Genomic DNA, 23606 nt, shown 5'->3' with positions numbered 1-23606 from the left:
TGTTCCTCAAGCCGGTTCGAGCTGGGTGACTTCGCGGCGGAAAGGCAGGGCGTCGCCGATATCGGGCGTGTCCAGTTCCCGCGCATAGCGGTGGCCGGCATAGGTCGCCCAGGCGATCGGCGCGGGTGCGCTCGCATCGCCGATGATCTTGACCGTTCTGATGCCGGCATCGGCCCAATCCGCCTGCCGGGCAAGGAGATCGTTGTAGAGCGCGTCCTCGGAAAGGCGCGAGGCGACCATGACGACGGCGTCGCACGCAATGGGCCTGCGGCGGCCGGTATAGGTACAGCTGGTCTCGACCTCGCCGGCGCGGATGGCGGTGACGCCGCGGTTGAGGCGGATATCGACGCCGAGATCGTCGAGGCGCACATGAATCGCGCCCTGTTCCAGCGTGTTGCGCGTCCAGTCGGAGACATAGGCCGAGGGCGTAACGAGGATGACTGCCGCACCCGCCTTCGCCATCACCTCGGCCATCACGCCGCCCATATAGTAGTGGTCGTCGTCATAGACCACGACTGTCTTGCCGGCGAGGCTTTCGGGATGCGTCTTCGCCATGATGTCGTCGGGCGTCCAGAGGGGCATTGCCGGATCGATCGGCATGGGCACGACATGCTGTCTGGCAACGCCGTCGCGGCGCCAGTGCGAACCGGTGGCGATGGCGACATGCTCGAAGCCGAAGCCGAGCACGTCCTCGGCGGTCAGGCGGCTGTCGAAATAGGTCTCGACGTTGGTGCGCTGGGAAATCTGGTATTGGCGGTAATCGACGACGCGGCCCCAGGCGGAAAGGCCGGGCAGCAGCCGTTCGCGGGCGACACGGCCGCCGAGCGTGGTGGTGGCTTCGGCGAGCGTCACGTCGTAGCCGCGCAGCGCGAGCGCCCGGGTGGCTTCGAGGCCGGCGGGGCCTGCGCCGACGACGAGCACGGTCTGGCTCTCGCCCTTCTCGTTCATGCGTTCGGGGTGCCAGCCCTTGCGCCATTCCTCCATGAAGGTCGGGTTCTGGGTGCAGCGGCTGATCGACATGGTCATGTCGCCGGTGATGCACATGTTGCAGCCGATGCATTCGCGGATATCCTCGATGCGACCTTCCTCGATCTTTTTCGGCAGGAAGGGATCGGCGATGGAGGGACGGGCGCAGCCGATGAAATCCAGCACGCCCTGGCGGATCATGCGCGCCATCACATCCGGCGAGGTGAAGCGGCCGACGCCGACGACGGGTTTCGACGAAAGTTCCCGGATGCCCTTCACCAGGATCTCCTGCGCCCCCTCCTCCTTGAAGCGGGAGGGGCCGGAACAGTCTTCCCAGGCGCCGTGCGCCAGGTCCCAGAGGTCCGGCAGGTCGGTGTTCATCTCGACGAATTCGCGCACCTCCGCATTGGAGAAGCCGAGCTCGCCGATGGTCTCGTCCAGGCTGACGCGCATGGTGATCGCCGTGGTGTCGCCGACGGCGTCACGGATGTCGGCCACCACTTCGCGGGCGAAGCGCGAGCGGTTTTCCAGGCTCCCGCCATAGTCGTCGGTGCGCTGGTTGGTGGCGCGCGACAGGAAGTGCTGGAAGATGCCGAAGCCGTGCGCGCCGTAAAGACAGATCAGGTCGAAGCCGGCGACCTTCGAGCGCTTGGCCGCGTTGACGAACCAGCGGCGCAGATTCGTTATGTCGGTGCGGTCGAGTGCACGGGCCTGCACCGGGTCGTTGGTGAAGGTGCGGATCGGCAGGGCGGAGGGGGCGAGCGGCACTTCCTTGGTGTAGAAATTCGGGCCGTTGATGCCGGAATAGGCGAGCTGGATGCCGGCGAGCGCGCCATGCACCTTCATCGCGTCGGACATGCGGCGAAGGCCGGGAATGTCCTTGTCCTCCCACAGGCGCAGCTCGATGAAGGGCGTGATCTCCGAGGTGTGGTGCATCTCGGTCTGCTCGGTGAAGATGACGCCCCAGCCGCCCTCCGACTTGATGCCGCGCATGGCTGCGGCCGCCGATGGGTCGCGATAGCCGCCGCCATTGCAATGCGGCACCTGGTAGAACCGGTTCTTGGCGACATGCGGGCCGATCGCCAGCGGTTCGAACAGGATATCGTATTTGGCATCGCGCATGGCAGTCCCCGGGGTTTCCGCGGCTATTGGATGGGGCGAAGGGTTTTTGGTAAATGACGCGTTCCGGAAACGGGGATTAGGCTCAGGCTAATCACGAGCGCGCGTGTTCTTTAGCTATGTTCTCAATTTTTGCGCGAAAGCGCCGCCGCGCCAAGGCGGATAAAAAATCTTCTTTTGTTTTCAATTTCTTGTGTGAAGCCGATCACTGGCTCCCGATCGCGTATCGGGACGCTTTCGGGAGCCGGTGCCGCTCGTGCTCAAGGCTTGGGCGTGCCCGCGCCGCTGGCGCGGGCAGATGCCTAGTATTTCACCCACACGGTTTTGAGCGCGCAGTACTTGTCGAAGCTGTGAATGGAGAGGTCGCGGCCGAAACCGGACTGCTTCATGCCGCCGAAGGGCGTCATGGCCGAGAGCGCGTCGACGGTGTTGACCGAGACCGTCCCGGCTTGCAGCCTGTCGGAAACCGAGAGCGCGCGGGAAAGGTCGCGCGTCCAGACGGAGGCGGCAAGGCCGTATTCGCTGTCATTGGCGATGCGCAGGGCCTCCTCGTCGCTGTCGAAGGGCGTGATGGCGAGCACGGGACCGAAAATCTCCTCCCGCGCGATGCGGGCATCCGGCGGCACCTCGTTGAAGATCGTCGGCTGGATGTAGCAGTCCGAGCCGTCGCGCGTCTCGCGTTCGCCGCCATGGGCAAGGCGGCCTTCCTTGCGGCCGATGTCGATATAGCCTGCCACACGGTCGGCATGGCTCTTCTCGACCAGCGGCCCCATGCGGGTGGCGGGATTCAGCGGGTCGCCGAGTGGCCAAGCGGCGGTGGCGGCGATCAGTTTCTGCGTGAACTCTTCCTGCACGGAGCGGTGGCCCAGCAGGCGGGAATTGGCGGAGCAGACCTCGCCGGAATTGAACAGGATGCCGAAGGCCGCCATCTCGGCCGCCTTGTCGAGATCGGCGTCGGCGAAGACGAGGTTCGGCGACTTGCCGCCGGTCTCCGGCCAGACCTGCTTCATGTTGCTTTCCCCGGCATAGGTCATGAAGAGCTTGCCGACCTTGGTCGAGCCGGTGAAGACCAGCGCGTCGACATCCGCATGCAGGCCGAGGGCGCGGCCGGCATCCTCGCCGAGGCCGGGCACGACGTTGAGCACGCCGTCCGGCAGGCCGGCCTCGGAGGCAAGCTCGGCCAGCATCAGGGCGGAGAGCGGCGATTGTTCGGCCGGCTTCAGTACGACGGAATTTCCGGTGGCGAGCGCCGGGGCGAGCTTCCAGGTCGCCATGTCCAGCGGGAAGTTCCACGGCACGACCGCACCGATGACGCCGAGCGGCACGCGGCGGATCAGCGCGAGATCGCCCTGGCCGGTGGGCGCGATCTCGTCATAGAGCTTGTCGATCGCCTCGGCGTGCCACTGGAAGAAATGCGCCGCGCCGGGCGCGTCGATGGTGGAGCTGTCGCTGATCGGCTTGCCCATGTCGAGCGTATCGAGCAAAGCGAGTTCCGGCACGTTCTGTCGGATGAGCGCGGCGAGGCGCAGCAGCACCTCCTTGCGTTCTGCCGGCGACTTGCCGGACCAGCGGCCATCGTTGAAGGCACGGCGGGCGGCGGCGACGGCGGCATCGATATCCTCGGCCGTGCCGCGGGCGACGGCGGTGAGGACCTGCCCGTTGGCGGGGTTCACGGTTTCGAACCGCCCGCCCTTGGCCGCCTCGCGAAAGCCGCCGTCGATATAGAGGCGGTTTCGCAATGTGAGGCTCGCGGCGCGCGTGCGCCAGTCGGATGTCGTGGTGGTCATGAAGTGCCTTTCTCCTCCTGGGTATCGTCGGCGCAAACCGGCAGGTCCATGCCCATGCCGCGGATCCTCTCGCTGCAGAAATCGATGAAACGCCGGACGGTGAGCGCCGGGCTTGCGCCGCGCATGGCGATGATGCCCATGCGCATGGGGCGCAGGTTGCCGGCAAGCGAGACGAAATTCAACCTGCCGCCATCCAGCGCATAGGTGGAGACCGGCCGGATGTTGGCGATCGAATAGCCGAAGCGGTTGGCGACCATCGCCCGCATGACGGACATGTCGCGGGTGCGCTCGACGATATGCGGCGCAAGGCCGGCCTCGCGGAAGAGCGAGAGGAAATAGGCCGAGGAATAGGGCAGGTCGAGCAGGATCATCGGGTGGGCGGCAAGCTCCTCCACCGTCACCTCGGGACGCCCGGCCAGCGGATGGTCCTCGTGGAGCACCGCATAGGGCGGCAGCACGGCGAGCTCGTGGAACTCCATGTCGGCCGGGATGTCGAGATCGTAGCTGAGCGCGATGTCGAAGCGCGCCATGCGCAGGCCTTCCAGGATGCGGGCATGGTCGCGCTCGTACTGGAAGAAATCGACATCGGGATAGGCATCGGAAAAGGCGCGGCGCAGTGCTGGAATGACGGCCTGCGCGAAGGTGACGAGACAGGCGACATGCAGCGGTCCGCGCACCTGTCCGGTCAATTCGTTGGACAGCGCGTTGAACTTGGCGGCCTCGCCGAGGACATGCCGGGCCTGCTCGACGAAGCTCCGGCCGGCCTGCGTCAGCGACAGCCCGTGCGCATGGCGGCGCACGAAGAGCGTGATGCCGAATTCCCGCTCGAGCTGCGATATCGCTGCGGAAACCGAGGGCGCGGAGACGTTCACCCGTTCCGCGGCTTCAGTGACGGAGCCGTACTCGCCGACGGCGACGAGATATTCCAGCTGGCGGAGGGTGAAGCGCAAGACCATGTCCGGTGTCCTTGTTGTCTGTCAATTAAGGAGCAGATCGGCGCGCAGGGAAAGGGTTGTTTCGGTGCGAGGCTGGGGATAGGCCGGGGCGGAGCGGCTAAATCGCGGCCCGCCCCGGTCAGGATTCTCGCCAGGTGAGAAGCCACTGATTGAACCCGGCCGCAAGGCCGGTCGGCGTGGATCCGGCCATCTCGTAGGCCCCGACGATCGGGTTGATGTTCGGGCACAGCAGGATGAGCTGGCCCTCGCGCAGCTCCCGCTCGATCAGCGAGGGGCTTGCCTGGCCGATGCCGAGGCCGGTCATGCAGGCGTCGATCGACGCTTCGTCGGTGTCGAAGGTGATGCTGCCGCCGCGCGGCTGGAACGCGATATCCGCCGCCGCGCACCAGCGCCGCCATGACCACGCATCCGCCGTGTCGAGCAGGATCGGCAGATCGAGCAAGGCGCTAGGCGTCATCGTCTTCGCCGTGCCGCCGATCAGCAGCGGCGAGCAGACGGCGACCGTCCGGTCGAGCAGGAAGGCGGAGGCGAAGCGGGCTTCGTCCGCCCCGCGCCTGTAGGTCACCGTGACGTCGGGAACGTCGCTGGCGCCGAGCGCGAGCGACTGGATGTTGAGGTCGACATTGGGATTTTCCTGCAGGTAGGCCCCGAGCCGCGGGATCAGCCAGCGCCGCGCCAGCGTGATGGGCGCCTGGATCACCAGGCGCACGCGATCCGGCAGCAGGGCGCGCGTGCCGTTGTCGATCGTGGCGAGGGCGGCATTCACATGGGTCAGGTACTGCCGGCCCGCATCGGTCAGCGAGATCGTGTTGTGCCCGCGATGGAAGAGCTGGACGCCCAGCGCCTCCTCCAGCGACTTGATCTGCCGGCTGATCGCGCCCGGCGTCAGGTGCAGTTCGCGCGCCGCCAGCGTGAGGCTGCCCGTGCGCGCCGCGATAGAGAAGGCGGGGAGCGTTGCCAGCGGCGGCAGTTTGGCGCGCGTGGATTGAGGATTTCTCATGCCGGCGTGAGAATCTTTCGCTTGCAAATAAGTTGACCGTATCTATCCACATTGTGTCGACGCGACAAGAATTATCCGGGAAGCCCGACGTGAAGACCGACAGGCGAAATCGGTGCGACCTGAGCACGCCGGGCTTCATGCCGCGCGGCGGCGTGCATTCCGCGCAACGGCAAGCCCCGCCTGCAGCGCGCCACTGTCATCGCTGACCACATCTCAGGGAGAGAACCATGTTGTCCAGTTTTGTCTTGCCGCGCAGCCGTGCCGTGCTGTTCGCCGCCTGCCTCGTCGCGCTCTCGGGTCCCGGTCTTGCCCAGGATGCCACGCAGAAGGTGATCGACGATCGCGGTGTCGAAGTCGAGGTTCCCGCCCATCCCAAACGCATCGCGTCGATCTCGTTCTTCGCCGACGACGTGGCGCTCGCGCTCGGCATCAAGCCGGTGGCCAGCACCTACATGGTGGCCGACCGCCCGCCGGAATTCCTGCTCGGCCTCACCGGCGACATGACGCAGATCGGCCAGCGCGCCAAGCCGAACCTCGAGCTTCTCTCCGAAGCGAAGCCGGACCTCATCGTCGCGATCCGCCGCTACACCGTCGGCAACGCGCCGCAGCTCGAAAAGATCGCGCCCTATGTCGCCTGGAACATGGAGCTGCTCGACGGCAGCGACAAGGAAATCGAGGCGCTGGCCAAGATCCTCGGCAAGCCCGAGCGCGGCGTCGAGCTGAACAGGGAGTTTCGCGCGCATCTTGCCGAGGTCGCGGCCAAGGCGCCGAAGGACACGCATCCCCGCTACGCCATCATGTGGGGCGGCGAGGTGCCGTTCGCCTTCCATGACGAGAACACCTCCGCCTCGATCGTGAACGCCATCGGCGGCGAGAACATCGCCGGCGCCATGACGCCGGGCGGCGAGTTCGGCATCGATCTCAGCCTCGAAACCATGCTCGAGAAGGATCCGGAAGTGCTCTTCATCTATGACTACGGTCCGGATCGCCCGCACGAGAGCAACCCGATCTGGAAGGAACTCACGGCGGTCAAGAACAACCGGGTCTTCTATGTCGGCGACCAATGGGTCGAGACCAACGGCCCGATCGCCCGCGAGATCGTGCTGCGCGAGGCGGCCCACTACCTCTATCCCGATATCTTCCCCAAGGTCGACGTGAAGGCGGAAGCGGCCAAGATCATCCCGGCGGAACTCCAGAAGTAAGCGGTTGGCCGCGACGACGATGGACGCACGGAAATCCTCGATAGCCATCGGCCTCATCGTCGTCGCGACCCTTCTCGTCATCGCGGCCGGGCTGATGCCCGGCGCAAGAACGCTCTCCTTCGACGCCGTCCTGCGGGCGCTCTTCAGTCCGGATGGCAAGATCGAATCGATCCTCGTCTGGACCCTCCGGCTGCCGCGCAGCCTTGCCGCCGCGACGGCGGGGGCGGGGCTTGCCGTGTCCGGCTATCTCCTCCAGTCGCTCACCCGCAACCCGCTTGCCGATCCCGGCATCACCGGCGTCACCGCCGGGGCGATCGCGCCGATCGTCACCTGCTTCGTCTTCCTGCCCTCTGTTTCCGGGCTCTACTATCCGTTCGTCGGCCTTGCCGGCGGTCTTGCGGCTGCCTCGGTGACGTTCTGGGTGGCGCGTGGCGGCAAAGGCCATCCGCTTCATCTCGCGCTCGGCGGCGTCAGCGTCTCGCTCTTTCTCGGCGCGATCACGATCTACGTGCTGCTTTTCGCCGGTCCGCAGTCGACCGCGCTGTTGTTCTGGCTGGCGGGGGGCTTTGCGGGCCGGACCTGGGTGAACCTCATCCAGATGCTGCCATGGGTGCTGGTCGGGGTGTCGGGCGCCTTGATCCTCCATCGGGTCCTCGCCATGTTCTGCCTCGACGATCATTCCGCCGCGGCGATGGGGGTGCAGCTCACTCTATGGAAACCGGTCCTGCTCCTGCTCGGCATATGCCCCGTGGCGGGCGTTGCGCCCGTCGCCGGGCCTGTCGCCTTCGTCGGCCTGGCCGCGCCGCATATCGCCCGGTTGTTGAAACCGTGCGGCACTGTCTGGGAGATCGGCCTTACCGCCGCGCTCGGCGCGCTGATCGTGACGTCGGCGGACCTCGTCGCGCGAACCATCGCCATTCCCAAGGAACTGCCGGTCGGCATCGTCACCGCACTCATCGGCGGGCCGCTCTTCGTCTATCTCATCCAGCGGGGCCGGCTCGATTTCAAGGGGCAGGGCGCATGAGCGCGAACGCCCCGGCCATCGGCCAGCCGAGCCGCTGGATCCTGTTCGCCGCCCTGGCGCTCGTCCTCATCTCCTTCGTGGCGGCCGTTTTTCTCGGCATCGTCGATATCCCCGCCCGGGACGTCCTGTCGGCGCTGACCGGGACCGGGTCGCCGGAAGCCCGGTCGATCATCCTCGACATCCGGCTGCCGCGGATCGTGACGGGCATTCTCGCCGGGATGCAGTTCGCCCTGGCGGGTCTCCTGCTCCAGACGATCACGCGCAACCCGCTCGCCGATCCCTCGCTGATGGGCGTCTCGCAGGGCGCGACCCTGACGGTGACGCTGTTCCTCCTGTTCACGGTCTATCTTGCCAATCCGGATTCCTATTCCGTGAACGAACTGCCGATCGCATGGCTCCCGCCCGCCGGCATGATCGGCGGCATGGCCGCGGGCGGCATCATCTACCTGCTCGCCTTCCGCCTCGACCTCAGCCCGCTGCGGATCACGCTCTGCGGCATCGCCATCGGCGCGGTGCTGCACGCCATCGCCATCGGGCTCATCGCGGGGTGGGGCTCGGCGCGCATCGAGATCATTCTCGAATGGCTCTCCGGCAGCCTCTATGCACGCACCTGGGATCATGCGCTCTTCCTGCTGCCGTTCACGGTCGCGGGGCTTGGCATGCTTCCGCTGATCTATCGGCCGCTCATCCTGCTCCGGTTCGATGCGGCCGTCGCCCGTTCCTTCGGGCTTTCCTATAGACGGCAGTTCTCGCTCGTCCTGCTCGTCTCCTGCGCACTCGCGGCCAGCGCCGTGGGTGCCGTCGGGCCGATCGTCTTCGTCGGCCTGATCGTCCCGCATCTGGCGCGGTTCCTCGCGGGCCGGCATTTCCCGCTGGTCCTTCCGCTCACCATCGTCCTCGGCGCCGTCATCGTCACGCTGGGCGACCTGGTCGGCCGGCTGGCCGGCGGGCCGGAGGAGGTCCCGATCGGCGTCGTCACTGCCCTCATGGGCGTTCCCGTCATGCTCGCACTTCTGCGCAAGGTTCCGTGAGATCGCTAATGCCGCTCACCTGTTCGCACCTGTCGGTTTCCTATGGTCGCCGAAGGGCGCTGTCCGGCTTTTCCCTTTCCATGGAAAAGGGGGAAATCCGCGCCCTCATCGGCCCGAACGGGTCGGGCAAGAGCACCGCGCTGCAGGCCCTGGCCGGCCTGATCGCCCCGTCGGAAGGCCGGGCCGAGATCGAGGGCGTATCGGTCGCCTCGATGTCGCGGCGCGCGATCGCGAAGAAACTCGCCTTCCTGCCGCAGCAGCCCGTCGCCCCGGACGAGATGACGGTGGCCCAGCTCGTGCGCCAGGGCCGCTTTCCCCATGTCGGCCTGTTCCGGTCCTATGGCCGGAAGGACGAGGAGGCGATCGCATGGGCGCTCGAAAGCACGGGCCTGACGGGCCTTGCCGGCCGAACGCTCCAGGAGCTCTCCGGCGGCGAGCGCCAGCGCGCCTGGATCTCGGCGGCCCTGGCGCAGGAGGCCGCGATCCTGCTCCTGGACGAACCGACATCCTTCCTCGATATCGGCTACCAGGTGGAGGTGCTGGACCTCGTCCATCGCCTGAGCCGCGAGCGCGGCGTGACGATCGTCATGGCGATCCACGACATCAACCAGGCGATCGCCGTCAGCGACCGCATCTCGCTTCTGGAGAAGGGCGAGCTGCGGTTCGACGGCGCGCCGAAAGCGCTCTCCGAAAGCGGCCTTGTCGAAAAGACCTTCCGGGTAAAGGGCACGTTCGTCGAGGTCGCCCCCGGCAAGCCGCCCCATTTCGACGTCGAGCTTACGAAGCTGAACCGCTCGGGGCCTTGACGAGGCGGAAGACGATCTTCGTTTGCGTGTAGTAGTCGAGGGCGTCGGCGAAGTCGGGCGTCCAGCCGTCGGCGATGAAGGGGATGAAGCCGTCAAACTCCAGCTTGCGGCCGGAAACCTCGAAGCCGGCGCGGGTAAAGGCCCTGGCATAGTCGGTGATCGACCGATCCTGGACGACCGTGTTCGTGCGCTTGGCCACCAGATCGCGCCACTTCGGCCAGAGCGGGTTGTCGGTGTGGCAGCCCGTGACGGCGTAGTAGACGCCGCCCGGCTTCAGCGCCTTGAAGATATCGGCGGCATGGGCATCGATGTCCTCGATGAGATAGATCACCTCGTGGCTGATCGCGAGATCGAATTCCTCGACCCAGCCCTCGAGCGTTCCGCCCACGGCATGCTGGACGGGAATGTTGCCCTTGAAGGCCTCGGCCTTGGCGATCGACTGTTCGGCGATATCGATGCCGAGGGCCTTGCGGAAGGGACGGATCGCATAGAGGTGTCGCAGCAGGCCCCCCTGGTTGCAGCCGAAATCGAGCACGCTTTTCGCGCGGAGGTCCCGTTCGACGATCAGGTCGAAGAGGTGCCGCCAGATCGGCGCATGGCCATCCGACATCCGGTCTTCCGCGTCGGGATCGACATACCAGGTGGTGATGGTCTTGCTGTCCTGGCTCATGGCCGCCTCCGATGCGATTCTGTTTTGACCAGTTTCTTACGGGACGCGGCCGTGCACAAACGCGTGAGGCGCGTTTTGCGACATGGCTGGTGGATAACCGGCTTTTTCGTCGGTCATCGTATGGATCTAGTCAGGATCGTCGAACACGGCGTTCAGCACGGCTACGGTGCCCGCGATCGCGATGCCCGGCCAGATCATCAGCGCAGGATGGTCGAAGATGAAGACGCGGTATTCGAAGAGCATGGAGCCCCAGTCGGGCTTGGACGGATCGGCACCGAGGCCGATGAAGGCGAGCGAGGCATAGGCGACGACGGCAAGGCCCGCCTGGTTGCCGACATGGGAGAACATCAGCGGCAGGGTGTTGGGCAGGAGGTGCCGGGCGATCATGCGTCCCGGCGGCACGCCGAGCGCCCTTGCCGCCAGAATGAACGGCTGGCTGATCACCCGCCGGCTCAGCGCGTGGGCGAACAGGGCGTGGGGACCGATGCCGGCAAGGCCGAGCGCCAGGCCAGCGCTCAAAGGCGTGAGGCCGAAGATCGCGGCGGCGGTGAGCGCGATGATCAGGGTCGGCACGGTGATGAAGAATTCGCAGCAGCGTAGCAGCACGCTTTCCCGCCAGCCGCCGAGCACGGCGGCGGCCGTGCCGAGCAGCGTACCCGCGGTAAAGCCGATGAAGCCGACCGAAAGCAGGACGCAGGCCGTGCGCCAGCCGCCCGCCAGGATGCGGGAGAGGAGGTCGCGGCCGAGATGGTCTGTGCCCAGCGGATGGCTGGCGGTCATGCCGGAATGGCGCGCCAGGATGTCCACCGCGTCCGGGTCGTGCGGCTGCCAGAGACCGCCGAGGAGGAGAAAGACGGCCAATGCCGTAAGCGCGAACGTGCGGACCATCAGGCGAGCCGGGGATCGAGAAGGCGGAGGGCGAGGTGGACGAGCGCGTTCATGACCAGCAGCCAGAGCGCGATGACCATGACATAGGCTTGCAGCACCATCTGGTCGCGCACGGCGATGCTCTGCACCAGAAACTGGCTGAGACCGGGCAGGTTGAAGAGGATCTCCATCGTCGCGGTGGAGCCGATCACCCAGCCGGCCTCCGAACGCACTGCGGATAGAAGAGCGTAGAAGGCGCCGCGATGGGCATGGCGCCAGAGCGCCTGGCGGTGCGAGAGGCCCTTGGCAAGCGCCGTGCGGAAATAGGGTCGCCGCGCCGTTTCAGCCATGTCGCGCCGGTAGACCCGGCAGAAGACCGCGACCGAATGCAGCGCGATCAGCAGGATCGGCAGCACGAAGGCGGCGGCGTCATTGGCGAAGGGGCGGATCCAGCGAAATTGCACGCCGATCACCCAGAGCAGGATGAGCCCGAGCCAGAATCCGGGAACCGCCTGGACGAAGACCGACAGCGCCCGGCTGCCGCGGTCGGCAAAACCGCCCGGTCGCGCGGCGGCGAGGAAACCGAGGGGAACCGCAAGGGCGATGGCGAGAAGAAGGCCGGAAAGGCCGAGCACAAGCGAGACGGGCAGCCGCGCGCGGAACTCGGCGAACACGGGCTCGCCGGTGCGGAAGGAGCGGCCCCAGTCGCCCGTCACGAAATCCGCAAGCCAATGCAGGTAACGCTGGACCAGGGGCCGGTCGAGGCCCCAATCCGCCCGAAGCGCGGCGACGGTCTCCTCCGTCGCCGGCAGGTTCCAGGCCCGGATGGCGATCTCGACCGGATCGGCCGGCATCAGCGCGATGAGGGTGAAGGAGGCGAAGGAAAGCGCCACCAACCCCACCATCGAGAAGACGCCGGCCCGGACGAAGCCCATTCTGGCGCCTTATCTCGCCTCGCCGATATCGGCGCGCAGGACGTAGTAGTCCGAGCCCCACGGCTCGTAGTTCTGCAGCCGCTTCGACAGGCCGACATACCAGACCGGCGAGACGAGGAACGAGGCCGGGGCGTCGACGAAGAGCTTCGCCTGGGCGTCGAACGCGATCGCCGCCCGCCGGTCGGCGTCGCCCTCGGAGGCGAAGCGGTCGAGGATCGCGTCGAATTCGGCGGAGGCGTATTTTGCGTAGTTCAGCGCGGCGCCCGTGCGCAGCATGGAATTGAGGAAGAAGGCGGGATCGCCGTTCGGCGCCGTGTGCTGCGCCCAGAGCGCGATGTCGAAATTGCCGGTGGATGCCGCTTCCTGGATGTTCTCGATCACCTGCGTGTCGAGCGCGATGCCGATCTTGGCGAACTGCGACTTGACCACGGGCAGCATGGTCACGAGATCGGGGCGTTGCGGATAGGTGATGGCGAGCAGGCGCAGCGGCGCTCCGTCCTTCTGGCGGATTCCGGCGGCATCCTTCGTCCAGCCCGCCTCGTCGAGAAGCGCTTCGGCCTTGGTGATATCGGTCGGCCGCGGCTCCTTGCCGGCGAAGGGGAAGTAGGCGGCGTAGGCGCCGGTTGCCGGTTCCCCGCCGTTGATCGCGGCGGCCAGCTCCCTGCGGTCGAAGGCAAGGTCGAGCGCCTGGCGCACCTTCACGTCGGCCAGGGCCGGCCGAGCCGTGTTGAGGAAGGCGAGATACTGGTAGCCGACCGGGAAGGACTTGATCGTCAGGTCCGGATTGGCCTTCAGGCGGCCCACCACCTCGGACGGCAGGCCGAAGGCGAGGTCGAGCTCGCCCGATTCCAGCGCCAGCGTCATGCTCTGGGCATCGCCGAACCGGCGGAATTCCACCGGGGAACGCGTTTGCGCGCCGGAGAAATGCGCGTTCGGCTCCAGCGCCAGCGCCGTATCGGCCTTGAAGTCGGCGATCCGGTAAGGGCCGGTGAAGACGGCGCTGCCGTCGTCGGCGAGCGTGTAGGCGATCAGCGGCCATTCGGCGAAGAGCGCCTGGAGGAAGGCGACCGGCTTTTCCGTGGTGATCTTCAACGTCAGGTCGTCGGCGGCCTCGAAGGTCAGCCTGCCGCCTGTCGCGAGCGCGGCCTTGTTGGTGGCGAAGGTGTGGTCGAAGCCGGCGGCGAGCGCGGCAGCCGTCACCGGCGAGCCATCGGAAAACGACCGGTCCGGCTTCAGCGTGACGGTCCAGGTGAGGTCGCCCGTGCGCTCGGCCTTTTCGGCGAGCGCCGGCACCAGCCGTCCGTCCTTGTCGACGGTGAAGAGGTTTTCGCCGACGCCGTGGCTGACCAGCGCCCAACCGTTCGACCCCTTGGCCGGGTCCAGCCCGCTCGTGATGTAGGTGGCGCCGACATGCAGCGGCTCGGCGGCGGATGCCGGGCCTGTGCCGCCTATGGCGATCGCGGCGAGCCAGGCCGCAGCAAGGCGCGAAAGGATTTTGGAAGACATGGTCTCTCCTTCAGGTCTGTTCGGGAAGATGGCGCAGCCGCTGCTTGCGGCCGGTCGGGTGATAGGCGTAGGCCTCGACGATCCGGCCGCCGACGAGGTGTTCGGCAATGATCCGGTCGACGGCCTCTTCCGTGACGCCGCCGTAATAGGTCCCCTCCGGGAAGACCTGCAGGACGGGCGAGAGGTTGCAGGGGCCGAGGCAGGTGGACTTGGCGGTCATGACGCCATCGCCGGTCACGCGCAGCTTCTGCCGCTCCTGCTGGTTGCGCAGGTGTCCCCAGATGGCGTCCGCGCCGGCCGAGTTGCAGGGGCCGCCCTGGCAGACGAGCACGCGGCGCTTCTGCGCCGGCACGAGCGAGCCTTCGGCGGCCGGCCGGGCAGGGGCGGACAGATCCAGGTCCTGCGACGTCCCGGCAAGGTCTTCGATGAGGCGCGCCATGACGGTGCTGGAGGCAGGGCTTGCGGCAATCGACAGCGACGGCCAGGGACGCGGATCGGCCGCCCGCCAGCGCTTCAGCGTTTTCGTCAGCCAGTTGTGAAAGCTCGGCTCCATCGGCAGCATCAGCGGGACGAGAAGGATCCTGCCGGCATTTTCTTCGACGAGATCGAGCAGGGCCTCGCGCAGCGAGGGCGTGCCCTGTTCGGTGAAGGCGAAGCGTACGATCCGGGCGCCGGCGAGGCCCTCGGCGAGCGTGGCGAGGCGCCGCATGTCCTGGTGCGGTGCGGCGGCGAAGGCGGACTTGGCAAGGAGCAGCACGGCGTCCGGCGCCGGGGGGCTCGAAGAAGGACTGGTGCTCTTGGTCGTCAACGCTGCCTCATTTGCGAGGCGGCATCGAAATGACGGGTTTCTCTCACAGCGCCTGCGGTGACAGCCGTCATTCCTGCGGCACACCCCGACCACGGAATCACACGATGTCAGGCAGGTCTCCTGGCTTGCGGGTCGAGGCCTTCGGCCCGTCTTCCCGGCATCTCTGCCAGTGACATCGTGGGCGAAAGGCTCACCGCTTACAGTTGCGGGACAGCTCCGGTCTTCCACCGGATTCCCTCTTAGCTCCTGCCGACGGCAGGAGAACCATGACGCGGTGAACCTACAGCCTCGGTCGGTGCTGTCAACCGGCCTGCCGGCCTCGGCCCGATTCCCGAAAGGCGCCGATGATCTTCGAGCACGCCCCGGCCATGGCGGATCGCGGATGCCGGTCACCCACCCACCACGATGACGCATTCAGGAAGCCCGGCCCGGCTCCGTCGGCCCGTCTGCCAGCCCGGAACGGGCGATCTATTCTTCGGCCGATCTATCGCATCCCGATGATCCGATTGCCGGATTTGGCATTTCCGCCGGAGGATGCGCGAGGGAGGTGCACCGTGTGCGGCAAGATCGCGGAATCTCCAATCGCGACATGAAACCGTCTCCGGCGCCTGACGTCGTGATCGATTTTATCGATTAATAGGAGCAAGCCATTGATCTTGTTTTAGTTCTTCCATCCCTGAATACTGATCAAAAGCCGGTATTTATGGGAAACGAGCATGGTAACGACCGCGGAAGCCTTAATCGACAAAACTGCTGATTTCATCGACCGGCTTGTTGCCGGGCACCGGCCGGGCCATGGTCTCGCCCGCCCATTCTACCATGATCCGGAAATCTACCGGCGCGACATGGAGCGCATCTTCCGGCGCCACTGGCACTGCATCGCCCACGAGAGCGTCATCCCCGACGTGAACGACTTCGAGGTCTTCCGCATCGATACCGAGCAGGTCATCGTCACCCGCGCGCCGGGTGGCTCGATCCATGCCATGCTCAATGTCTGCCGCCATCGCGGCGCGGAGGTCTGCACGAAGCCGAAGGGCAATGCGCGGGTCTTCGTCTGTCCCTATCACGCCTGGACCTATGGCAATGATGGCAGCCTGCGCGCCGCGCGCCTGATGCCGAAGGATTTCAGGCGGGAGGACCATGGGCTGAAGACGCTGCATGTCCGCGTCGTGGAAGGCCTGATCTTCATCTCCTTCGCCGAGGTGCCGCTGGCGTTTTCCGAGGTCGAGCACCTCCTGCATGCGACCTGTGGCCAGTATGGCTGGGGAAGCGCCAAGGTTGCCCACCGCGAAAGCTACCCGGTTGCCGCCAACTGGAAGCTCGCCGTCGAAAACTACGTCGAATGCTATCATTGCGGTCCCGCGCACCCCGAATATTCGCAGACCCATGCGCTGGAGCAGCCGCTGCACATGATCGAGGCGATGAATGCCGCGATGGAGCAGCGCACCTGCGCCCTCGGCATCGAGGTCGGCTCGGGCAATCACTGGCAGACCTCGCGCGAAGGCCGCGAGGCGATCCACGCCTTCCGCTACGCGCTCTATGAGGGTGTGGAGAGCGGCAGCGAGGACGGCAGGGCGGTCGCGCCGCTGATGGGGCGCTTCACCGGTTTCGACGGCGGCGTCACCTCCATCCATCTCGGCGGCACGACCTTCCTCGTCTGCTATCCGGACCATGGCATGATCTACCGCTTCATTCCGAAGACGGCGGAAAGCTGCGAGATGGAACTGATCTGGCTCGTCGACGGCAAGGCGGAGGAAGGCAGGGACTACGACCTCGCGAAGCTGACCTGGCTCTGGAAGGTCACGACGGCGGAGGACAAGGCGATCATCGAGCATACGGCGCGCGGGGTGCAATCGCACTATTTCGTGCCCGGCCCCATCGCGCCGATGGAACATAACGAGCTGCGCTACATCGACTGGTATCTCGACGAGATCGGCCGCCCCTGAGAATTTCGGAGCAACCAGATAAATAAAGATATAAAGATTTCTTTATGTATATTGACAATCTGTCCGTGATGGCGTGAAGTCGTCGCGTCGTGGTTCCCTGGGGCGGTATGTCCGCTTCAGGGCTAAGAGGGAATCCGGTGCGCCGATCGTTCGGCAATGCCGGGGCTGCCCCCGCAACTGTGAGCGGCGAGCCGCTGTCCAGCAATGTCACTGAGGCGAGAGCCTTGGGAAGACGGACAGCGGCGATGACCCGTGAGCCAGGAGACCTGCCAAGACGAAATAACGTCCACGGGCGGGGTGTCCCGGTGGTTGCTGCACCTGCCCGTCAAGACGGCGGGCCTGCACGCGTCCGCTTTACCCATGCCCCCAGAAACCAATGGGGTATGACAATGTCACATCAATCTCTTGCGACCGCTTCTCTGGGCTTTCCGCGCATCGGCCGCCACCGCGAGCTGAAGTTTGCGCTCGAAGCCTTCTGGTCCGGCAGGATCCCGGACACCGAACTTATCGAAACGGCGAAGACGCTGCGTGCCGAACACTGGAAGCTTCAGCAGGAACACGGGATCACGCGGATCCCCTCCAACGATTTCTCCTTCTACGATCACGTTCTGGACACGGCCGTCATGGTCGGCGCCATTCCGCATGTTTATGGGTGGGATGGCGGGGAGGTGCCGCTGTCCCTCTATTTCGCCATGGCGCGCGGCAGCCAGGGCGACGGCCATGCGGATTGCGGCCACGCCCGTCACGGCCACGGGGTTCCGGCGCTGGAAATGACGAAGTGGTTCGACACCAACTACCACTACATGGTTCCGGAAGTCGCGGAAGACCAGGTCTTCAGGCTGACCACGCAGAAGCCCGTCGCTCACTTCCTGGAAGCCAAGGCCCTCGGCATCCACACGCGCCCGGTGGTGCTCGGCCCGGTCACGTTCCTCAAGCTCGCCAAGGCGCGGCCCTCGACCTTCAAGCCGCTCGACCTCCTGACGCGGCTGCTCCCGGTCTACGAAGAACTCTTCCGCCGCCTGGGCGCTGCGGGCGCCGACTGGGTGCAGGTTGACGAGCCGATCCTGGCGCTCGATCTGACGGAGGGCGAGCGCCATGCCTTCAAGCTGGCCTATGAGGCGCTGGCCAAGGCCGCGCCCGGCCTGAAGGTCATGCTGACGACCTATTTCGGCGCGCTTGCGGACAATCTCGATGCAGCGGCCGTGCTGCCGGTGGCCGGCCTGCACATCGATCTTGCCCGCGCGCCCGAACAGCTCGACGCGGTCGCAAGCGCCGTTCGCCCCGGGCAGGTCCTGTCGCTCGGCGTCGTTGACGGGCGCAACATCTGGCGGGCGAACCTCGCCGCCATTCTCGACCGGCTGGCCCCGCTCGTGGAAGGGCGTGGTGGCGAATTGGTGGAGGTCGCGGCCTCGTGCTCGCTCCTCCATGTCCCGATCGACCTTGAACTGGAAACGGCACTCGATCCCGATCTGAAGTCCTGGCTGTCCTTCGCCACGCAGAAGCTCGGCGAGCTCTCAACGCTCGGCAAGGGGCTTGCGCAGGGCAGGGATGCCGTCCGGCACGCCATCGACAGCGCCTCGCAGGCTATCGCCGCCCGTGCATCCTCGCCGAAAGTGACCGACCCGCTCGTGCAGGGGCGCATTGCCGGCATCGACGCCGGCATGAAGGCCCGCAAGCACGCCTTTGAGGCGCGCCGGCAGGTCCAGGCGGAAACGATCAAGCTGCCGCTCTTCCCGACCACGACGATCGGCTCGTTCCCGCAGACCGGTGACGTTCGCAAGGCCCGTTCCGCCCATGCCAGGGGCACGCTCAGCTACAAGGACTACGAAGCCTTCCTCCAGCAGGAAACGGCGGCGGCCATCCGCTGGCAGGAGGAGATCGGGCTCGACGTGCTTGTTCACGGCGAGTTCGAGCGCAACGACATGGTGCAGTATTTCGGCGAGCAGCTTTCGGGCTTCGCCTTCACGCAGCATGCCTGGGTGCAGAGCTACGGTTCGCGTTACGTGCGCCCACCGATCATCTTCGGCGACGTCTCGCGGCCGAACCCGATGACCGTGCGCTGGTGGCAATATTCCCAGTCGCTCACCGCCAAGCCGGTGAAGGGCATGCTGACCGGACCGGTGACCATCCTCAACTGGTCGTTCGTGCGGGATGATATCCTCCGGAGCGCGACGTGCCGCCAGATCGCGCTCGCCATCCGCGATGAGGTCGTGGATTTGGAGAAGGCTGGTGCGAAGATGATCCAGATCGACGAGGCGGCTCTCCGGGAAGGCCTGCCGCTTCGCCACAAGGACTGGCAGCACTATCTGGATTGGGCAGTCGAATCCTTCCGCCTTTGCTCCTCCGGGGTCTCCGACGAAACCCAGATCCACACCCACATGTGCTATTCGGAGTTCAACGACATCATCGCGGCGATCGCCGCCATGGATGCCGACGTCATCTCCATCGAGACCTCGCGTTCGAAGATGGAGCTGCTCGATGCCTTCAGGAACTTCCAGTATCCGAACGAAATCGGCCCGGGCGTCTACGACATCCACTCGCCGCGCGTGCCCGACGTGGAGGAGATGACCGATCTCCTGTCGCTCGCCCGGCGGCGTCTCGAGGACCGCCAGCTCTGGATCAATCCCGACTGCGGGCTCAAGACGCGCAAGTGGGAGGAGGTCAGGCCGGCGCTCGTCAACATGGTGGAGGCCGCGCGCCGCCTGCGGGGCGAAGACGGCTCGGCGGTGGCGGCGCAATGAAGCGTGCGCTTGAAGACACTGCGATGCCGGGAGCAATCCCGGCATCGCCCAGCCGTCTCGTCGATCTTGTCTTCCCGGGGGATACCAACCATCACGGCACGCTGTTCGGCGGCGCCGGGCTGGCGCTGATGGACCGCATCGCCTTCATCGCCGCGACCCGCCACGGGCGCGTGCCCTTCGTGACGGCATCCGTCGATCGCGTCGATTTCCAGGCCCCCGCGCGCGTCGGGGAGCTGGTCGAGCTTGTGGCGCGCGTCTCGCGTGTCGGCCGCACATCGATGACGGTGGAGGTGGAGATGGTCGCCGAAGGCCTCGTCAGCGGCGAACGGCGGCTGTGCACGCGCGGCAGCTTCAGCATGGTGGCCGTTCCGGAAGGCAAGACGCCGGGCTGGTGCCTTCCGTCGCTGGCGGACATGCGGGAGCCGCCCAGCCACGGGGCATGCACGAGCGATATCGTTTTCGCCGACCAGGCGAACAGTTCCGGCCGCATGTTCGGCGGCGAGGCACTCGCCGCCATGACCAAGGCCGCCTTCGTCGCCGCCACGCGCCACGGCCGGTGCATCACGGTGCTTGCCGCCTCCGAACGGGTCGATTTCCGTGCGCCGGTCGCCGTGGGGTTGATCGTGGATACGGTGGCCACCGTGGCCCGCGTCGGGCGTACGTCGATGACCGTCGCGGTCGAGCTCTGGTCGGAAGACCTGACGAGCGGGACCCGCACATGCACCGCGAACGGCCGTTTCGTCATGGTCGCGGTCGATCGGCAGGACCGTCCCGTTCCCGTCGGCCGTCACGAAACCGTTGATAAGCCATCATAGCCGTTGACGCATTTTTTACCTCGTCTACTATATCTTGTGTTCGAGGTTCCTTCGATTCGAGAGGATCGAAGGCTAAGACGGGAATCCGGGGCGGCATGATGCCGCGTCAATCCGGAGCTGCCCCCGCAACTGTAAGCGGTGAGCATTCGTTCGACAAAGCCACTGGGATGTATGTCCTGGGAAGGCGAACGGATGCCGCGACCCGCAAGCCAGGAGACCTGCCTCGCGCATGAACGTCCACGGGCGGGGTGTCCGGTCGGCGAGCGTTGGGGCGCGAGTGATGCCGCCCCGCCGTCTCCCCTGATGCCCCGCAGAAATGTCTCGGGGTGAAGTCATGTCGATTTTGTTTCCAGTTCCTCCGCGCGAGTAAGCGGCGCCCCGCGTCCGGCCGTTCGCGGGCGGCCGCCCCTGTCATCTCCCAGCCTGAAGAACGGTCATCGGCGGATGTCCGAACGATTCCTGATGCCCGATTGCCAAATCACGAGGAAAGCCATGTCCATCACCGTCTATTCGAAACCCGCCTGCGTCCAGTGCACCGCGACCACCCGTGCGCTCGACCGCCAGGGCATCGACTACAGCGTCGTCGATATCTCCGAGGATGCCGATGCGTTCGCGCTCGTGCAGGGTCTCGGCTATCGCCAGGTGCCCGTCGTCGTTGCCGGCGAGCAGCACTGGGCCGGCTTCCGCCCGGACATGATCAGCGCGCTCGCCTGACCCCGCGCGATGACCCGGCTCGTCTATTTCTCCAGCCGGTCGGAAAACACCCACCGCTTCGTCGGGAAGCTCGGGGTCGCGGCGCTGCGGCTCCCGGTCGACGCGGCCGGGGAACCGCCGGAGGCGGGAAAGCCTTTCGTGCTGGTCTCGCCGACCTATGGCGGGGGCGGGGAGAAGGGGGCGGTGCCGAAACCGGTCATCCGCTTCCTCAACAATCCCCGCAACCGCAGCCTGATCCGCGGCGTGATCGCGGCCGGCAATACCAATTTCGGCACCGGCTATGCCGTCGCGGGCAACATCATCTCCGCAAAATGCGCCGTGCCGTTCCTCTATCGTTTCGAATTGCTCGGGACGGACGAGGATGTCGACAACGTCAGACAGGGACTGGAACGATTTTGGACACGATGACGCTCGAAAAAGCACCGAAGGCACCGGAGATCACGGCGCTGGACTACCACGCGCTGAACGCGATGCTGAACCTCTACGACGAGACGGGGAAGATCCAGCTCGACAAGGACCGGCTGGCGGCAAAGCAGTATTTCCTCCAGCACGTCAACCAGAACACGGTGTTCTTCCACAATCTCCGGGAAAAGCTCGATTACCTGGTGACGGAGGGGTATTACGAGCAGGAGGTGCTGGACCAGTATTCCTTCAACTTCGTGCGCGATCTGTTCGATCATGCCTATGACAGGAAATTCCGCTTTCCGACCTTTTTGGGCGCCTTCAAGTATTATACGTCCTATACGCTGAAGACCTTCGACGGGAAGCGCTACCTGGAGCGCTACGAGGATCGCGTCTGCATGGTGGCGCTGACCCTGGCGCGCGGCAACGAGCAGCTTGCCCGCGGCCTCGTCGACGAGATCATTTCCGGCCGCTTCCAGCCGGCGACGCCGACCTTCCTCAATGCCGGCAAGAAGCAGCGCGGCGAGCTCGTCTCCTGCTTCCTGCTGCGTGTCGAGGACAACATGGAGAGCATCGGCCGCTCCATCAATTCCGCCCTGCAGCTGTCCAAGCGCGGCGGGGGCGTCGCACTCTCGCTTACCAACCTCCGCGAGATGGGCGCGCCGATCAAGCAGATCGAGAACCAGTCCTCGGGCGTCATCCCGGTGATGAAACTGCTGGAAGACTCGTTCTCCTACGCCAACCAGCTCGGAGCGCGGCAGGGCGCGGGGGCGGTCTACTTGCATGCCCATCATCCCGACATCATGCGCTTCCTCGACACCAAGCGCGAGAATGCCGACGAGAAGATCCGCATCAAGACGCTGTCGCTCGGCGTCGTCATTCCCGACATCACCTTCGAGCTCGCCCGCAGCAACGACGACATGTACCTCTTCTCGCCGCATGACGTGGAGCGCGTCTACGGCGTGCCCTTCACCGAAATCTCGGTGACGGAAAAGTATCGCGAGATGGTCGAGGACGGGCGCATCCGCAAGAAGAAGATCAAGGCGCGCGACTTCTTCCAGATCATCGCCGAGATCCAGTTCGAATCGGGCTACCCCTACATCATGTTCGAGGACACGGTGAACCGGGCCAACCCGATCGCCGGCCGCATCACCATGAGCAATCTCTGCTCGGAAATCCTGCAGGTGAGCGAGGCGAGCGAATTCAACGACGACCTCTCCTATTCGAAGATGGGCAAGGACATTTCCTGCAATCTCGGCTCGCTCAACATCGCCGCTGCGATGGATTCGCCGGATTTCGGCCAGACGATCGAGACGGCGATCCGCGCGCTGACGGCGGTCTCCGAGATGAGCCATATCTCCTCGGTTCCGTCGGTGGAAAAGGGCAATGACGACAGCCACGCGATCGGCCTCGGGCAGATGAACCTGCACGGCTATCTCGCCCGCGAGCGCATCTTCTACGGTTCGGAAGAAGGCGTCGACTTCACCAATATCTATTTCTACACGGTGACCTACCACGCCATCCGCGCCTCCAACCGGCTGGTGGTGGAGAAGGGTGTCAGCTTCAAGGGCTTCGAGAACTCGAAATACGCCTCGGGCGAGTACTTCGACAAATATACCGAGGCCGAATGGCTGCCGGCGACGGAGAAGGTGCAGGGCCTGTTCGCGGAAGCCGGCATCCATATCCCGACGCAGGAGGACTGGCTGGAGCTGAAGAAGGCCGTCATGGAAGGCGGGCTCTACAACCAGAACCTCCAGGCCGTGCCGCCGACGGGCTCGATCTCCTACATCAATCACTCGACCTCCTCGATCCACCCGATCGTCTCGAAGATCGAGATCCGCAAGGAGGGCAAGATCGGCCGCGTCTACTATCCGGCCGCCTTCATGACGAACGACAACCTGGACTATTATCAGGACGCTTACGAGATAGGTCCGGAGAAGATCATCGATACCTACGCGGCGGCGACGCAGCATGTCGACCAGGGCCTGTCACTGACGCTGTTCTTCCGCGACACGGCGACGACGCGCGACATCAACCGGGCGCAGATCTACGCCTGGAAGAAGGGCATCAAGACCATCTACTATATCCGCCTTCGCCAGATGGCGCTGTCCGGCACGGAAGTGCAGGGCTGCGTGTCGTGCGCGCTTTAAACCCGGGCTGCCCCTCACCCTAACCCTCTCCCCGCAAGCGGGGAGAGGGGACCTGCCCCGCCGAAGCGGGGATGTTTGTGGAAAACGGTGCGGCATATCCCTTCTCCCCGTCCGCGGGGAGAAGGTGGCGGCAGCCGGATGAGGGGCAGAGCAAGAAGATT

Annotated in this window: 19 protein-coding genes and 3 riboswitches; of the genes, 10 read left to right on the top strand and 9 right to left on the bottom strand. The window is 65.6% G+C overall.

From position 1 onward, the window contains the following. Positions 1–6 precede the first annotated feature (6 nt). From AABF56_RS28185 to AABF56_RS28170, 4 genes are all read right to left on the bottom strand, one after another. Complete coding sequence (locus tag AABF56_RS28185) at positions 7–2088, bottom strand: oxidoreductase (RefSeq protein WP_272808366.1); 2082 nt, start codon at positions 2086–2088, stop codon at positions 7–9. A 299-nt stretch (positions 2089–2387) separates the two neighbouring features. After that, positions 2388–3872 carry an aldehyde dehydrogenase gene (locus AABF56_RS28180; RefSeq protein ID WP_272808365.1) on the bottom strand — a complete coding sequence of 495 codons (1485 nt, stop codon included), beginning with the start codon at positions 3870–3872 and terminating at the stop codon, positions 2388–2390. Further along, entirely contained in the window at positions 3869–4828 is a 960-nt protein-coding gene (locus AABF56_RS28175) for a LysR family transcriptional regulator (RefSeq protein WP_244770187.1), read from the bottom strand. The genes AABF56_RS28180 and AABF56_RS28175 overlap by 4 nt, the downstream gene beginning before the upstream one ends. A 118-nt stretch (positions 4829–4946) precedes the next feature. Further along, positions 4947–5828, bottom strand: coding sequence for a LysR family transcriptional regulator (locus AABF56_RS28170; protein WP_272808364.1), 882 nt, complete (start codon positions 5826–5828; stop codon positions 4947–4949). Between the two features lie 227 nt (positions 5829–6055). Here AABF56_RS28170 and AABF56_RS28165 point away from each other — a divergent pair, with 227 nt between their 5' ends. Genes AABF56_RS28165 through AABF56_RS28150 form a run of 4 tightly spaced genes read left to right on the top strand, consistent with a single transcriptional unit; the run spans position 6056 to position 9891 of the window. Then, the gene (locus tag AABF56_RS28165; protein ID WP_272808363.1) at positions 6056–7030 is read left to right on the top strand and encodes an ABC transporter substrate-binding protein; all 975 of its coding nucleotides are present in this window, start codon (positions 6056–6058) and stop codon (positions 7028–7030) included. A gap of 19 nt (positions 7031–7049) precedes the next feature. Beyond that, positions 7050–8054 carry a FecCD family ABC transporter permease gene (locus AABF56_RS28160; RefSeq protein ID WP_272808455.1) on the top strand — a complete coding sequence of 335 codons (1005 nt, stop codon included), beginning with the start codon at positions 7050–7052 and terminating at the stop codon, positions 8052–8054. Then, a complete protein-coding gene (locus AABF56_RS28155; protein ID WP_272808362.1) occupies positions 8051–9085 on the top strand; it encodes a FecCD family ABC transporter permease in 1035 nt (344 codons plus the stop codon). Before AABF56_RS28160 ends, AABF56_RS28155 begins: the two co-directional genes overlap by 4 nt. 8 nt (positions 9086–9093) lie before the next feature. Next, positions 9094–9891 (top strand): ABC transporter ATP-binding protein, encoded by a 798-nt coding sequence (locus tag AABF56_RS28150; protein WP_272808361.1) that lies wholly within the window; start codon positions 9094–9096, stop codon positions 9889–9891. Here AABF56_RS28150 and AABF56_RS28145 read toward each other — a convergent pair. The 5 genes from AABF56_RS28145 to AABF56_RS28125 all read right to left on the bottom strand — a co-directional run bounded on the left by AABF56_RS28145 (position 9863) and on the right by AABF56_RS28125 (position 14677). Beyond that, complete coding sequence (locus AABF56_RS28145) at positions 9863–10561, bottom strand: class I SAM-dependent methyltransferase (protein ID WP_272808360.1); 699 nt, start codon at positions 10559–10561, stop codon at positions 9863–9865. The two genes, AABF56_RS28150 and AABF56_RS28145, sit on opposite strands and share 29 nt — an antisense overlap. Positions 10562–10687: 126 nt before the next feature. Then, the gene (locus tag AABF56_RS28140) at positions 10688–11449 is read right to left on the bottom strand and encodes an ABC transporter permease (protein ID WP_244770193.1); all 762 of its coding nucleotides are present in this window, start codon (positions 11447–11449) and stop codon (positions 10688–10690) included. Continuing rightward, positions 11449–12363, bottom strand: coding sequence for an ABC transporter permease (locus AABF56_RS28135; protein ID WP_272808359.1), 915 nt, complete (start codon positions 12361–12363; stop codon positions 11449–11451). The genes AABF56_RS28140 and AABF56_RS28135 overlap by 1 nt, the downstream gene beginning before the upstream one ends. 9 nt (positions 12364–12372) lie before the next feature. Then, positions 12373–13869, bottom strand: coding sequence for an ABC transporter substrate-binding protein (locus AABF56_RS28130; protein ID WP_272808358.1), 1497 nt, complete (start codon positions 13867–13869; stop codon positions 12373–12375). Between the two features lie 10 nt (positions 13870–13879). After that, entirely contained in the window at positions 13880–14677 is a 798-nt protein-coding gene (locus AABF56_RS28125) for a (2Fe-2S) ferredoxin domain-containing protein (RefSeq protein WP_272808357.1), read from the bottom strand. Positions 14678–14770: 93 nt separating this feature from the next. After that, positions 14771–14962: riboswitch (cobalamin riboswitch) on the bottom strand. 431 nt (positions 14963–15393) lie between these two features. On the opposite strand from AABF56_RS28125, the gene AABF56_RS28120 reads away from it, so the two are divergent. The 6 genes from AABF56_RS28120 to nrdE all read left to right on the top strand — a co-directional run bounded on the left by AABF56_RS28120 (position 15394) and on the right by nrdE (position 23445). Further along, the gene (locus tag AABF56_RS28120; protein WP_272808356.1) at positions 15394–16623 is read left to right on the top strand and encodes an aromatic ring-hydroxylating oxygenase subunit alpha; all 1230 of its coding nucleotides are present in this window, start codon (positions 15394–15396) and stop codon (positions 16621–16623) included. A gap of 73 nt (positions 16624–16696) precedes the next feature. After that, positions 16697–16911, top strand: a riboswitch (cobalamin riboswitch). Positions 16912–17012: 101 nt separating this feature from the next. Next, positions 17013–19364 (top strand): 5-methyltetrahydropteroyltriglutamate--homocysteine S-methyltransferase, encoded by a 2352-nt coding sequence (gene metE, locus AABF56_RS28115; RefSeq protein WP_272808355.1) that lies wholly within the window; start codon positions 17013–17015, stop codon positions 19362–19364. A gap of 23 nt (positions 19365–19387) precedes the next feature. Continuing rightward, positions 19388–20179, top strand: a complete 792-nt coding sequence (locus tag AABF56_RS28110) for an acyl-CoA thioesterase (protein WP_336314404.1) — start codon at positions 19388–19390, stop codon at positions 20177–20179. A gap of 26 nt (positions 20180–20205) precedes the next feature. Next, a riboswitch (cobalamin riboswitch) is annotated at positions 20206–20419 on the top strand. A 252-nt stretch (positions 20420–20671) separates the two neighbouring features. Further along, positions 20672–20893 carry a glutaredoxin-like protein NrdH gene (gene nrdH / locus AABF56_RS28105; RefSeq protein WP_244770199.1) on the top strand — a complete coding sequence of 74 codons (222 nt, stop codon included), beginning with the start codon at positions 20672–20674 and terminating at the stop codon, positions 20891–20893. Between the two features lie 9 nt (positions 20894–20902). Next, positions 20903–21301, top strand: coding sequence for a class Ib ribonucleoside-diphosphate reductase assembly flavoprotein NrdI (nrdI, locus tag AABF56_RS28100; RefSeq protein WP_272808354.1), 399 nt, complete (start codon positions 20903–20905; stop codon positions 21299–21301). Then, on the top strand, positions 21298–23445 hold the full coding sequence (nrdE, locus tag AABF56_RS28095; protein WP_272808353.1) for a class 1b ribonucleoside-diphosphate reductase subunit alpha: 2148 nt from the start codon (positions 21298–21300) through the stop codon (positions 23443–23445). Before nrdI ends, nrdE begins: the two co-directional genes overlap by 4 nt. Positions 23446–23606: the final 161 nt, after the last annotated feature.

This window comes from Shinella sp. WSC3-e, from assembly GCF_945994535.1.
Taxonomy (GTDB): Bacteria; Pseudomonadota; Alphaproteobacteria; order Rhizobiales; family Rhizobiaceae; genus Shinella; species Shinella yambaruensis.
The sequence above is the reverse complement of the archived record's forward strand: the minus strand, read 5'-3'. Positions and strand labels throughout refer to the sequence as shown.